The sequence below is a fragment of the Asticcacaulis sp. P2_B1 genome (genome assembly GCF_056404915.1).
The window spans coordinates 192,964-205,523 of sequence record NZ_JBFUDD010000014.1 but is presented as its reverse complement, the minus strand read 5'-3'; the positions used below and the strand labels follow the sequence as shown (position 1 = coordinate 205,523).

At 58.2% G+C, this 12,560-nt stretch carries 12 protein-coding genes; 4 read left to right on the top strand and 8 right to left on the bottom strand.

Going from position 1 to position 12,560, the window contains the following annotated elements; genetic code table 11:
* The 4 genes from AC1DX3_RS21335 to rpsL form a co-directional block, all read right to left on the bottom strand.
* The coding region (locus AC1DX3_RS21335) for a GTP-binding protein (protein ID WP_476991362.1) at positions 1 to 239 on the bottom strand (239 nt) is incomplete at its 3' end.
* Between the two features lie 94 nt (positions 240 to 333).
* Entirely contained in the window at positions 334 to 2,412 is a 2,079-nt protein-coding gene (fusA, locus tag AC1DX3_RS21330) for an elongation factor G (RefSeq protein ID WP_476991361.1), read from the bottom strand.
* A 131-nt stretch (positions 2,413 to 2,543) separates the two neighbouring features.
* On the bottom strand, positions 2,544 to 3,017 hold the full coding sequence (gene rpsG / locus AC1DX3_RS21325; protein ID WP_476991360.1) for a 30S ribosomal protein S7: 474 nt from the start codon (positions 3,015 to 3,017) through the stop codon (positions 2,544 to 2,546).
* An 11-nt stretch (positions 3,018 to 3,028) separates the two neighbouring features.
* Positions 3,029 to 3,400 (bottom strand): 30S ribosomal protein S12, encoded by a 372-nt coding sequence (rpsL, locus tag AC1DX3_RS21320; protein ID WP_023448264.1) that lies wholly within the window; start codon positions 3,398 to 3,400, stop codon positions 3,029 to 3,031.
* Between the two features lie 399 nt (positions 3,401 to 3,799).
* Between rpsL and AC1DX3_RS21315 the strand changes: the two genes are divergently transcribed.
* A complete protein-coding gene (locus AC1DX3_RS21315) occupies positions 3,800 to 6,493 on the top strand; it encodes a hypothetical protein (protein ID WP_476991359.1) in 2,694 nt (897 codons plus the stop codon).
* Here the strand turns inward: AC1DX3_RS21315 and AC1DX3_RS21310 are convergent.
* The 3 genes from AC1DX3_RS21310 to AC1DX3_RS21300 all read right to left on the bottom strand — a co-directional run bounded on the left by AC1DX3_RS21310 (position 6,490) and on the right by AC1DX3_RS21300 (position 9,130).
* Positions 6,490 to 6,855, bottom strand: coding sequence for a glyoxalase superfamily protein (locus AC1DX3_RS21310; protein WP_476991358.1), 366 nt, complete (start codon positions 6,853 to 6,855; stop codon positions 6,490 to 6,492). The two genes, AC1DX3_RS21315 and AC1DX3_RS21310, sit on opposite strands and share 4 nt — an antisense overlap.
* A 2-nt stretch (positions 6,856 to 6,857) precedes the next feature.
* Entirely contained in the window at positions 6,858 to 8,510 is a 1,653-nt protein-coding gene (locus AC1DX3_RS21305; protein ID WP_476991357.1) for an alpha-amylase family glycosyl hydrolase, read from the bottom strand.
* Between the two features lie 248 nt (positions 8,511 to 8,758).
* Positions 8,759 to 9,130: a hypothetical protein gene (locus tag AC1DX3_RS21300; RefSeq protein WP_476991356.1), complete on the bottom strand. Its 372-nt coding sequence runs from the start codon at positions 9,128 to 9,130 to the stop codon at positions 8,759 to 8,761.
* Between the two features lie 173 nt (positions 9,131 to 9,303).
* On the opposite strand from AC1DX3_RS21300, the gene AC1DX3_RS21295 reads away from it, so the two are divergent.
* From AC1DX3_RS21295 to AC1DX3_RS21285, 3 genes are all read left to right on the top strand, one after another.
* Positions 9,304 to 10,014 (top strand): hypothetical protein, encoded by a 711-nt coding sequence (locus tag AC1DX3_RS21295; protein ID WP_476991355.1) that lies wholly within the window; start codon positions 9,304 to 9,306, stop codon positions 10,012 to 10,014.
* Positions 10,015 to 10,155: 141 nt separating this feature from the next.
* Positions 10,156 to 10,626, top strand: coding sequence for a hemerythrin domain-containing protein (locus tag AC1DX3_RS21290; RefSeq protein ID WP_476991354.1), 471 nt, complete (start codon positions 10,156 to 10,158; stop codon positions 10,624 to 10,626).
* Positions 10,627 to 10,653: 27 nt separating this feature from the next.
* Positions 10,654 to 11,046 (top strand): VOC family protein, encoded by a 393-nt coding sequence (locus tag AC1DX3_RS21285; protein ID WP_476991353.1) that lies wholly within the window; start codon positions 10,654 to 10,656, stop codon positions 11,044 to 11,046.
* On the opposite strand, the gene cytX is transcribed toward AC1DX3_RS21285, so the two are convergent.
* Complete coding sequence (gene cytX / locus AC1DX3_RS21280) at positions 11,035 to 12,333, bottom strand: putative hydroxymethylpyrimidine transporter CytX (RefSeq protein ID WP_476991352.1); 1,299 nt, start codon at positions 12,331 to 12,333, stop codon at positions 11,035 to 11,037. The two genes, AC1DX3_RS21285 and cytX, sit on opposite strands and share 12 nt — an antisense overlap.
* Positions 12,334 to 12,560 lie beyond the last annotated feature (227 nt).

Genomic DNA, 12,560 nt, shown 5'->3' with positions numbered 1-12,560 from the left:
ACGTGGGCATAGTGACGGTTGGCGGTTTCGTATTCGACGTGCGCCGTGTTGATCGTGATGCCGCGGGCCTTTTCTTCCGGAGCAGCGTCGATGTCGGCATAGTTCTTCGCGGTCGCCCCGCCGGTCTTGGCCAGCGTGATCGTGATCGCTGCCGTCAAAGTCGTCTTGCCATGGTCGACGTGACCGATGGTGCCGATGTTGCAGTGAGGCTTATTGCGGTTGAATTTTTCCTTGGCCATGTTTCATCTCCGCCGTGGCGGACCTTCAATGCTTAGGGGTTGATTGGTAAATGGAGGAGGCCCGTAACACACAATATGTCACGGGCCAAGTTTCTTAGGCGTACTTCTTGATCACTTCGTCGGCGACGTGCTGCGGCACGGGCTCGTAGTGGTCATAGGTCATCGAGAACTGGGCGCGGCCTTGCGACATACCGCGCAGAGTGTTCACGTAACCGAACATGTTGGCCAACGGCACGAAGGCGTCGACGACGATGGCGTTACCGCGCATGTCCTGACCCTGGATCATGCCACGACGGCCGTTGAGATCGCCGATAACCGAACCGAGGTATTCTTCCGGCGTCACGACTTCGACCTTCATGATCGGTTCCAGCAGGCGGGGACCGCCCTTTTCACGCAGTTCCTTGAAGGCGGCGCGAGCCGCGATTTCAAAGGCGAGGACCGAGGAGTCGACGTCGTGGAACTTGCCGTCCGTCAGAGTGGCCTTGAAGTCGATCAGCGGGAAGCCGGCCAGCAGACCGTTTTCCTTCGACGATTCCAGACCCTTTTCGACGCCCGGGATGTATTCCTTCGGCACCGCGCCACCGACGATGGCGGATTCGAAGATGAAGCCCGAACCGGGTTCACCGGGTTCGAAAGTGATCATGACGCGGGCGAACTGGCCCGTACCACCGGTTTGCTTCTTGTGGGTGTAGTCGATCTCGGCCTTGCGGGTGATCGATTCACGATAGGCAACCTGCGGCGCGCCGATATTGGCTTCCACCTTGTAGGTGCGCTTCAGGATGTCGATCTTGATGTCGAGGTGCAGTTCGCCCATGCCCTTCAGGATCGTCTGGCCCGACTCGAAGTCGGTCGAAACGGTGAAGGACGGATCTTCGGACGCCAGCTTGGCCAGGGCAACGCCCAGCTTTTCCTGGTCGGCCTTCGACTTGGGCTCGACGGCGATTTCGATAACCGGGGCCGGGAATTCCATGCGTTCCAGGATGACAGGCGACTTCATCGGATCGCACAGGGTATCGCCCGTGCGGGTGTCCTTGAGGCCGGCCAGGGCGACGATGTCGCCGGCATAGGCTTCCTTGATGTCCTGACGGTCGTTCGAGTGCATGAGCAACATACGGCCGACACGCTCTTTCTTTTCGCGCGTCGTGTTGAGCAGGCCCTGGCCGGTTTCCAGCTTGCCGGAATACAGGCGGCAGAAGGTCAGCGAACCGACGAACGGGTCGTCCATGATCTTGAAGGCGAGCATGGCGAGCGGTTCATCGTCCGAAGCCTTGCGGACCACGTCTTCTTCGGTCTTGTAGTCGATGCCGTGGGTCGGCGGCACGTCGGACGGCGACGGCAGGTAATCGACAACCGCGTCGAGCAGGGTTTGCACGCCCTTGTTCTTGAAGGCCGAACCGCACAGGATCGGATAGAAGGCGGCGTTGAGCACGGCCTTGCGGATGCACTTCTTCAGCACTTCTTCCGACGGCTCCTGGCCATCGAGATAGGCTTCCATGGCTTCGTCGTCGAGCTCGACCGAGTTGTCGATCAGGTACTGACGCGCTTCCTTGGCCTTTTCCAGCAGGTCGGCGGGGATTTCTTCGTCGCGATAATTGGCGCCCAGGGCGTCGTTATCCCAGACAACCGCCTTCATGCGGACCAGGTCGACCAGGCCGCTCAGCGAGTTTTCCGAACCGATCGGGAATTGGATCGGCACAGCCTTGGCGCCCAGACGGTCGCGGATCGACTGCACGGACTTGTCGAAGTCGGCGCCGATCTTGTCCATCTTGTTGACGAACACGATGCGCGGCACCTTGTACTTGTCAGCCTGGCGCCAAACGGTTTCGGTTTGCGGCTCGACACCGGCATTGCCGTCGAGAACGGCGACCGCGCCGTCGAGGACGCGCAGATTGCGCTCGACTTCGATGGTGAAGTCGACGTGGCCTGGCGTGTCGATGATGTTCAGGCGCTTGCCCAGCCAGAAGGTGGTCGTCGCGGCGGACGTGATAGTGATGCCACGCTCCTGCTCCTGCTCCATCCAGTCCATGGTGGCGGCGCCGTCGTGAACTTCACCGATCTTGTGGCTCTTGCCCGTATAATACAGGATGCGCTCGGTGGTCGTGGTCTTGCCGGCATCGATGTGGGCCATGATGCCGAAGTTACGGTAGTCTTCAATCTTATGACTGCGGGGCATGGGAGAGCCTCAAAACTTTCGGTCGATATGTCGATTTAATGATTTCAGTTGCAAGCAGCGCGGGCGGTTTAGCTCAAACCGCCCGCGCTTGAAAGCAATATTTTGGCGACAGCGAACTGCCGGACCAAGCCTTACCAACGATAGTGGGAGAAGGCGCGGTTGGCTTCAGCCATCTTGTGCGTGTCTTCACGCTTCTTGACAGCGGTGCCGCGGTTGTTGGCGGCGTCGAGCAGCTCGGCGGCCAGCTTTTCGGTCATGGTGTTCTCACCACGCTTGCGCGCGGCATTGACCAGCCAGCGGATGGCCAGGGCGCGGCGGCGGTCCGGACGGACTTCGACGGGCACCTGATAGGTGGCGCCGCCGACGCGACGCGAACGGACTTCGATCGACGGCGCGACATTGTCGAGCGCGGCGTGGAAGGTTTCGATCGCGGTAGCGTCCTTCTTCTTGGCAACCAGGATGTCGAAAGCACCATAGATGATGTTTTCGGCAACAGCCTTTTTGCCTTCGTACATGACGTAGTTCATGAACTTGGTGACGACCAGATCGCCGAACTTGGGATCCGGCAAAACGTCGCGCTTCTCTGCGCGGTGACGACGGGACATATGTCTTTTCCTTACTTAGGACGCTTCGTGCCGTAGTGCGAACGGCGTTGCTTACGGTTCTTGACGCCTTGCGTGTCGAGCACGCCGCGCAGGATGTGATAACGGACGCCGGGCAAATCCTTGACGCGGCCGCCGCGGATCAGAACCACGGAGTGTTCTTGCAGGTTGTGACCTTCGCCGGGGATATAGCAAACGGCTTCGATCTGCGAGGTCAGGCGCACCTTGGCGACCTTACGCAGCGCGGAGTTCGGCTTCTTCGGCGTGGTGGTATAGACGCGCGTGCAAACGCCGCGACGCTGGGGGCAACCCTTCAGGGCGGGCACCTTGTTGCGCTTGGGCTTCGGCTGGCGGGGCTTACGGATAAGCTGGTTGACTGTGGGCATCGTACTCGATGGCTTTCTTCTTTATGACCTGTGCCGTTTGGCCGGGCGATCATAGGTTTCAGGAGTTCCGGGCTGGAACGGCTAGGCTATTCTTGAGGCCCGATGCATATAAACGCAAAAGCCGCAACCTGCGCTATGGAGGTTACGGCGGGGACACAGCCCCTTGCATATATTCACATCAAGACGAAGCCCTAAAGCCCCACCTCGAAAATGGTCCGCGGGCTATAGAGGAAGGATTCCAAAGCGTCAAGCAGGATGTCGCGCTAAATCCCATAGCAGACCGTGATTTAATTGCGACGCGAACCGTCAAAACCGCCCTTCAACGTCCGTATACGTTGTTTTTTGCGCGCCAAATCCGCAACCCTATGGTTAATTGCAGCAAAAGACACGGGGTGGTGCATGGAAGATATGGATTTAAATGATGACGAGCTGTTTCTCGTCATGGCGACCAAACGAGGTGATGAGGCCAGCTTCGCACACAAAATGAAAAGCGATGGCATGCCCGGCGCCCTCATCCGCGTGGAAAGATTGCGACGCTTGATCCTTGGATTGCCGTTACTCGTAGATCCAGAGGGTGAGCCTGAAATTGTCGTCGTGCCGGGCCCAGGCGTGCGCCTGGTGTGCGCACACGTTTTTGGCGACCTGCTCAATCTCGACTACGGCTGCATGCCAAACGGCGACGAACTCCCCCGCCTCTCCATGGAGCGTTGCTATATCCCTGGCACGATAGGCCTGAGATCGGCACGTCTGCGCCGGCTTTGCCTACTGGGTTCGAAAATCAGTCTGGTGATAGCTCACAACGCCTATATCAGTGGCCAGCTCGATATTCGCGAAGTCGAATCCGCTGGAACCATGGACGGATGCCAGCAACGCAAGCTTTGCCGCTTCGGTCTGCGTGGCGCTCATATCGAAGACGGCATTGATGCGCGCCGTGCCAAGTTGGTCATGGCCCCTGCCCGCCCCGGTTATACCAAATATTCTACGCGCGCCCGCTACGCCCTGGATCTGGCCGAAGCCCGAGTGGAAGGTGACATCAGGCTGTTTCCCGACTTCGAATGCTACGGTGGGGTTAATCTGAACGGCGCGACGGTGAAGGGATCGATCCAGGCGCATGGCGCGACCATCACAGCGGAAGAAATGTACGCTTTCGACGTCAGCAATGCCCACATCGAAGGCCGTGTTGCTCTCGATTCACGCCCAGCTGAAGAAGAAGGCGATTGTGTACGTTTTCACGGTATCGGAGAATTCCGCTTTTTCAATGCCAATCTCACCGCCAGCCTGCGGATGAATGGCGCCGACATCAAAGGGTCCATTCATGGCAATTTACTAAAGACTCAGGGCGAGGTGAGCTTTTGCGCCTACCACGGCGTTGAAATAGGTCACGCGAGGATCCTGCCGTTTATTTGCACGGGTCCTATAGAATTACGTGGCGCGCGCATTGGCGGGAACCTGGACTGCAAAGGGGCGAACTTCGCCGGCATGTTCGACGCCTCCAACTCCCACATCGAAGTTGATGTCGTCATGGGGGTATTTGAGTATGAGGGGCGGCGCATGCACGCCCACTTGACGGCCAAGGAAGCTGTCGTACTCGATGAAGTGAGGATAAGCGGCGATCTTGATATGCAAGGCGCGCAACTTAAGAAAGGCATCAGCGCCAAAGGCATGCACGTCGCAGGTTATTGCCGTATGGGGTACAACAAGAATTTTCGCGAAATCTTCAAATCTGACGCCTCGGTGCAATTGCACGACGCCCAGGTCGGACTTGATCTAGACATGTCAGGCGCGTTTGTTGATGGCGAAATTATTGCGCCAAATTTGCACGTCGGCGGCAAGCTATTGATGTGCGGCCCCAACGACACGCGAAACGATATCCGTGGGACGATCAAATTCCACGCTACCGGCCGAATTGACCTGTCCGGCGCCATTATTCAAAATAATTTCGACTTGCGTGATGCATTCCTGCAGCGCGGACTTCGCTTTCGAGGTGCTCAGGTGAGAAGCGCATTCCTTATCAAGATTTCAGGCGGTGAACCTTACGACATTGGCACAGACAAGAAGCCGAAACTAGTTCCGACGACAATCGACCTGATAAACTCCCATGCCAATGTTATTTCGGACTTCAACAATGACGGTGACCTACGCTACGGAAGCCAATTCAGGCTTAGACTGGAGGGATTCACATACGGCCGCTTCAAAAGCGAAGATGATATTGAATCCTTGTTGAAAGAGGATGCCGAAGGTCAAAAACTTTACAACAACATCAAAGACCATGATGAAACGATCACCAATCTTATAGGCGGGGCTAAAAAAAATAAATTCCTGTCCTTTCTGTCTCGCAAGAAATCAAACGCCCGCCACTGGCAATCATGGCTCAACATGCAATATCTGCGCTATACCGGCGGCAAATATGAAGTGAAGTTAGATAGAGAAAATTACGCCCCTTCGCCATTCGACACCTTGTCACACGTACTTAAGCAAAACGGTCTCTTGGAAGCTGCCGACGATGTTTTAGTGCAAAAATTGCGCAGCGAACGGCGTATCAATGGCGGCCTGCGCAATCCTTTCCAATGGCCACTCTATCCATTCGATCTTTGCTTCAGGTGGGGCCTGAGTCCAATCAGTGCCTCCATCACATACTGCTTGTACATTGCCGCCGTTACCGTGTTCATCTCCTGCGCCAATGATGGCATACAAATTAACAGTACAGCGATGAACCATTTTTGGCCTGCTTCACCAAAGCACGAATCTACCGTCGTCGGTGGAGTAGGTATTTTGGTCTTAAAGCCTCAACCTGTGTCGTCTCAATTGAGGCTGAATAATCCTGCCTCATCAATTCCCGAAGACTATTTACCTCTTTCCGACGCGTCCGGGGTAACAGACGTCCCCTGCGGCAGGCACATTCAGGCGCCCTTATATGCACTCGATATGATCGTTCCCGGCCTTGATCTGAACCAAAAGGCGGTTTGCGAAATTTCACCGCGAAGTTTCTGGTGGAACCTTGCCAAGGCGCTCCTGACAATGATCGGTTGGGTCCTGACCTCCCTGACGGTCTTGACCTGGACGGGCATTATCCGGCGCCGTATAGAACCTTAGCGCTGAACGAACCTGATCGTGTGGCCATTCGGATCGTCAACATAGAATTCCCGTGTGCCCCAGCTCTGGTCGGTCGGGCCCTGGTGCACGGGTGAGCCCGACTTGCCAGAAATATCAAGCCCACTGCCGCGGTAAAAGGCCCACAACCCTTCCACATCCTCCGTCAGCACCACAACGGCCTGGCCAAACGTACCATCGCCGCCGTGGCTCGAAAGATGCAGTTCGTCCCCTCGCCGCCTCAGCACGCTGAAGGACGGATCCCCCGCTTCAGGCCAAGTCCCTTCCAACTCGAAATCCAGCACCTCCGTATAAAAGGCGACGGACTCCCACATCGCCTTCACCCTGAGCGTCGGAATAATCATCCCTACTTCACCGGCACATAAACCGCCGCCGACTTGGCCGGCACCACCACCGCTATGCGCCCGTCGCTCCCACTGGCGACCGGCGCACCGGCGGCATCCCCAGTCTTCACCAGAGCCTGGCTGAACGACGCATTGGCCACGCCCGTATCAACGCTGAGCGAATGCGCCTGGTCGGTCAGGTTGACCAGCACCGCCGCCCTATCCGTGCCATCCGATCGCGTGAACACCAAACTTGCGTCCCCCGCCTTCGATTGCAGCTTCATATCGCCGTAACCGATGACCGGATACTGACGCCGCACATTGTACAGCGCGCGATAAGCCTCCAGCAGTGACGCCGGATCGCCGGCTTCACTGGCCACATTCATGCTGCCGACATTGATGGCCAGCGAGCGATACGGCTTGCCCGTCGTAAACCCGCCGGTATGGCGCTCCCCCGTCCAACTCATCGGTGAACGGATGCCGGGGTCATTGAACACCCCGCCATTGCTCATGCCGATTTCCTCGCCGTAATAGGAAAACGGGTTGCGCGACGCCAGGATCGAGATCGCCGCCGACACCCTGTAATCGGCTTCATCGCCGACACCGAATTGGTCGATCAAACGATCGCCGACATAGGAGTCATGGCTCTGCAAAGCCAAAGGCATCTTGTCGCGATTGGGCGACTGAAGCTGCTTGACCAGGCCCTCGGCCAAAACACCCTTGCGCGCACTGTCCTTGATAAAGTCCTGCATCCCATAGGCAAACGCGTTACAGGCCCCCATGTACATTTCCTGACCTTCGGAAGCTTCGCACACCAGGTAGCGGTTATCGTAGGACTGCACGACGTCGTTCAATTGCGCCACGATGGCCGGGTTTTTCGGGTTGTTGAAGTAGGATCTGGGCCCATCCTCCAACAACATGGTCACGGCATCGAAACGGAAGCCGTCGACACCCTTATTCATCCAGAACCGCATCGAATCCTCGATATAGCTCACCACCTTGGGATTCCTCAAATTCCAGTCGGGCATCTGGGTCGAAAACACCCCGTAATAGAGCCCCTGCCCGCCAGGAACGGTCTTGCTCACGGGGATCCACGGATCGTTCCAGAACCGTCCATCCTGGCCGCGTAACTTGGCGTCATACCAACCGGGATTCTTGTCGGCAAAAACGAACCAATCGCGATAGGGACTTGTCTTCGACGACGCGGCGTCGCGGAAGATGGCGTTGCCGCTGCCCGCGTGATTAATCACAAAATCCAGAATAATCCCGATGCCGCGCTTGTGCGCTTCCTGAACGAAGGTTTCGAAATCGGCCATGGTGCCATAATCCGGCTCGACAGCGCGATAGTCATTGACCGCATAGCCGTGATCATGATCCTCGCTCGGCATCATCGGCATCAGCCATATCCCGGTCACGCCCAGGCTCTTCAAGTAATCGAGCTGCGAGGTGATGCCGTTGAAATCGCCGATGCCATCGCCGTCGCTGTCCTTGAACGAGCGCACGAAGATCTCATAAAATGCGGCGTCCTTGTTCCAATTGGCCGGCAGGGAACTCTGGGTATTGGTCGCGGCAACCGGCGAAACATCGATACTTTGCGCACCGGCGCTAAAGGCCATGGAAAGGGCGAACGCGGAAACAGCGCAGGCAAAAGCCCGGCCGGCATTGAACATTTTCATAAGCCTGATCCCTGAATTTATGGTGCGTTAGCGTCAGCGTGCCACGTCCCGCCCGCTAAGGGAACTTGAATACGTATACATTTTTCATAAGAGATACGTCGCATCGGCGACGGCGGGCGGTCGCCCTTGCCAAGTCCTCCGGACTTGGAAATGTGAAGAGCGCCGCTTCGGGCGGCGCCTGGTGGCCGCCCCTGCCAGGTCCTGCGGACTTGGAGATGTTCGGGAAATGGAGCTGGCTTTGCCCTGCCCTACTTCTCCATAATCTTCACGTCATGCCAATTGGGCTGGAACGACCACACCTTGGCGCCATGCGTATGGATGATCACCTTATCGCTCTCCACCCATTTGACCGAGATCCTCAAATCGACGTCGGGATCGGAATCATCGAAAATGGCCACCGACTTGCTGTCGTGAAACGCACCGGCCAGCTTCTTCATCACCACCCAGCGCGCCTTGGACGTCCCGACACAATCGGCGGAAACCAACTCAACGCTGTAACGGCCATCCGGCGAGTCAGCGGTCGACAGGCTTTCCTTGCTGCACATCCCCAACTCACTGCACCCCGTCAAACCTAGGGCGCCCAGTGAAACAACCGTCGCGGCGATAACTGTATAGGGCATGGTTTCTTCGAACGTCACTCCTACCGGCATCATGCCGTGCACGTCAACTTTACGATGAACTCATTAATGCGCGGCTAATTTTCCACAGGCTGTGGATAACACTCTCGCAGCGACCGGGCGGAGTGCGTTTTTTATTTCATAAATGCGCCGTGATCTGCTTTTATACAGCCACCATGGCCGGAGATTCCCTTATTCCAAAAATGTCGCTGCGGGCCAAACTGTCGCCGCGCAAAGTCGCCGGCTGGACCGCGGCGCTCCTGACCATGCTGGCGATAACCTGGCTGTTCTGGCCGAAGCCGCCGGCCAATCCCTATCAATTGGCGCCCGTCGAATTGGGCGATGTCGGCGCCACCCACGATGTCCTGAAAGTGCCCGTCGCCGCCCTGGCCTTCACCCCCTACGATCCGCGCGGCAAACTTTCGGGTATCAGCACAAGCACGACCACCACCCGCCGTTCCCAGGGCACGTCGGGCAGCTCCCACAACGCCTCCCTGCTGCAATCGCTCGACCTCACGACCGACCAACGCCGCCAGATCGAGCCCGTCCTCGACGCAGCGCGCGACGACGCCGAACGCCATTACGGCACGGCGACCGGCGATCAACGCCGCAAGATCCTGCGCGACACCATGCGCATCGCCTTCGACCAGATCCGCCCCCTCCTGACCAAGGACCAGCAGGCGAAACTGGAACTCGCCTATGTCCAAATCGGCAGCGCCGGGGTCGGCGCCGGCCGCGGTGTCGTCTACCTGTTAAGCCGCGGCAAACCCGTCGCCATTCCCGTCCGGGTCGGCGCCAGCGACGGCGCCTTCACCGTCGTGCAAAGCTACGACCTGAAAGAGGGCGACAAGGTCGTCACCGGCGGCGGTCCGCACCCCCATTCCTGAAAACCTGGCCCTGAATACGGCCCCCAAATACGGCCCCGAAATACGGCCTTGATAATTTCCTTATCTTCGCGGCATGCTTCGGCATATCTTCGTTATGAAGATTGCGACAGCCTCATGCCTTCATGCATGCAGGAGGCTACCATGGATATCTATGCCTATATCGTCAGGGACCATCGCAAAGTGGCCGGCCTGATGGACGACCTGTTATCGATCCGCCTGCCCGCGGTGCGCGCCACCATGTTCGAACAGATCCGCACCGAACTCGCCATTCACAACGCCGCCGAAGAACGCACATTCTACGCCACCCTGGCCCGGGCGGCTCAGGACGCCAATCTGGTCGACAAGGTGCAGCATGCGACGCACGAGCACCATGAGGTCATGGAATTGCTGGAAACCCTGCACGACACGCCGATCAGCAGCGAATTCTGGCTGGAGAAATTCGGCGAACTGAAACACGCCGTCACCCACCATGTTGGGGAGGAGGAAGGCGAGGTCTTTACCAAGGCCCGCCAGGTCCTGACGCCGGAAATCGCCACCCAACTCGCCAGCGACATGGACGACCTGAAAATGCGCATCCGTCAGGACTTCGAGCTCGACATTCCAGTGGCCTAAACCACCTGCCTTGCCTATAATTCGGGCATGATCCGGATTCAAAATATCGACCACGTCGTCTTTCGCGTCACCGATCTCGAACGCGCCGCGAAGTTTTACATGGACGTCCTGGGCGCCCAATTCGAACAGTTCCAGGAACAGGTGCCGCTGTACCAGCTGCGCGTCGGCACCTCGCTGATCGACTTGGTCCCTGTCGCGGAAAAGCCAGCCGGCCACAATGTCGATCACGTCTGTTTCCGCGTTTCGCCATGGAATGAGAAACACATCCTGGCCCGCCTGTTCACGCACGGCATCGTGGCCGAGGTCGGCAACCGTTACGGCGCCGACGGCGAAGGCCCCAGCATCTATCTCGAAGACCCGGAAGGCAACCGCCTGGAGCTCAAAGGCCCGTCGACCTCGCCGCCGGTATCACACGGCTGAAAACGTCTTCTGCAATGCCCAATAACCGAAGGCCGCGGCGAAAAACGCCGGCAAGGTAGCGCCCACGGCCGGCAGGAAACTGACGAAATAATAATAGATGGCGATGCCCATGGCCCAGGCGGCAAACGCCGTCAGATGCAAGCCACCGACATAGCGATAAACGCCGATCGGATTGCGGATATCGTGAGCCACGATCCGGCGTTTGCGCACGATAAAATGGTCAACCAGCAACACGCCATAGAGCGGCGTGAATACCGCCCCGATCATCAGCAGGAAATTGACGAAACTGGTCATCGGCACGAACAGGGCGATCCCGGTGCACAGCACGCCGAACAGGATCACCAAATGCTTGACCGAAAAGGAAAACAAGGTCGCGGTCGATGTCGCCGCCGAAAAGATATCGGCAAAGACATTGTCGGTTTCATCGATCAGGATCAGCAACAACGCCAATCCGCCGCCCGTCGTCGCCAGGGCCGACAATAACATGCCCTGCGGGTCGTCCCTGGCCATCAACGCATAGGCGGCCCCCAGCGCGTAAAACCAGATATTGGCCAACACATAACCGCCGGCGCTGCCTTTGAACATGGCGCCCGGCGTCTTGCCGAACCGGCTGTAATCGGCAATCAGCGGCAACCAGCTCAGCGGCATGGCGACAACGATATCGATGCCAGCGCCGAAGCCCAGAGACCCATCACCGGGGCGTGCGAATTCGGCCATCAAATCATGGCTCGACAACAAGGCATAGGTCATCCACGCAGCGCCGGCCAGCAACAGCCACAGCCCCCAATGGCGCAGGAACTTGCGCACGAAGCTGAGTGGCCCCAGAACGGCCAAGCCGGTCGCCGCAACGCCGAAGACCAGGGTCCAGACGACGGGCTGGGTCATATGGAATGTGTTGTTGGACAAGGTGTTGGCGGCATCGCGCATGGCGATGATCTCGAACGCCCCCCACCCGACCAATTGGATGATATTGAGCACCGCCGCCACCGAAGCCCCGCGTATGCCCAAGGTCGGCCGCAACGCCGCGATCGTCGCCAATCCCGTATCGGCGCCGACGACACCGGCCAAAGCCAGCAACACCGCCCCGGCCGCGCTGCCGATGACAATCGCCACCAAGGCCGCGCCCAGGCTCAATCCCGGCACCAGGTACGACCCGCCCTGCAAGACCAGCAAGCCGATGCCGAGACTGAACCACAGGGCAAAGGCATCCCGTCCGGTCAGGCTGCGTTTCTCCGCCGGCGCCGGGGTCAGCGGATCATAGGCGTCTTGGTCGGTGGCTTCGGTCATGCGGTACGCTACGGGATTCGAGGAAATATCATCCTTAACGGCGCGCACGGCATTAAGCAAGAAACGCTGGTCGCTTTGCGAGGGCTGGCGAGGGCATTCGGAGTAGATGTGGCCACTTTTCGGAGAAACCCGCACTCCGAATGGAAGTCCCGCGAAATAGAATAGGCACTATAATACCGCTATCTATATGCGGCGAGGCTTTGCCAGATTGGAGAAACGCTCAACAG

Excerpts from the sequence above, each read along its gene's own strand:
- fusA (WP_476991361.1), bottom strand. The coding sequence starts at position 2,412 with ATGCCCCGCAGTCATAAGATTGAAGACTACCGTAACTTCGGCATCATG.
- rpsG (WP_476991360.1), bottom strand. The coding sequence starts at position 3,017 with ATGTCCCGTCGTCACCGCGCAGAGAAGCGCGACGTTTTGCCGGATCCC.
- rpsL (WP_023448264.1), bottom strand. The coding sequence starts at position 3,400 with ATGCCCACAGTCAACCAGCTTATCCGTAAGCCCCGCCAGCCGAAGCCC.
- AC1DX3_RS21315 (WP_476991359.1), top strand. The coding sequence starts at position 3,800 with ATGGAAGATATGGATTTAAATGATGACGAGCTGTTTCTCGTCATGGCG.
- AC1DX3_RS21310 (WP_476991358.1), bottom strand. The coding sequence starts at position 6,855 with ATGATTATTCCGACGCTCAGGGTGAAGGCGATGTGGGAGTCCGTCGCC.
- AC1DX3_RS21305 (WP_476991357.1), bottom strand. The coding sequence starts at position 8,510 with ATGAAAATGTTCAATGCCGGCCGGGCTTTTGCCTGCGCTGTTTCCGCG.
- AC1DX3_RS21300 (WP_476991356.1), bottom strand. The coding sequence starts at position 9,130 with ATGCCCTATACAGTTATCGCCGCGACGGTTGTTTCACTGGGCGCCCTA.
- AC1DX3_RS21295 (WP_476991355.1), top strand. The coding sequence starts at position 9,304 with ATGGCCGGAGATTCCCTTATTCCAAAAATGTCGCTGCGGGCCAAACTG.
- AC1DX3_RS21290 (WP_476991354.1), top strand. The coding sequence starts at position 10,156 with ATGGATATCTATGCCTATATCGTCAGGGACCATCGCAAAGTGGCCGGC.
- AC1DX3_RS21285 (WP_476991353.1), top strand. The coding sequence starts at position 10,654 with ATGATCCGGATTCAAAATATCGACCACGTCGTCTTTCGCGTCACCGAT.
- cytX (WP_476991352.1), bottom strand. The coding sequence starts at position 12,333 with ATGACCGAAGCCACCGACCAAGACGCCTATGATCCGCTGACCCCGGCG.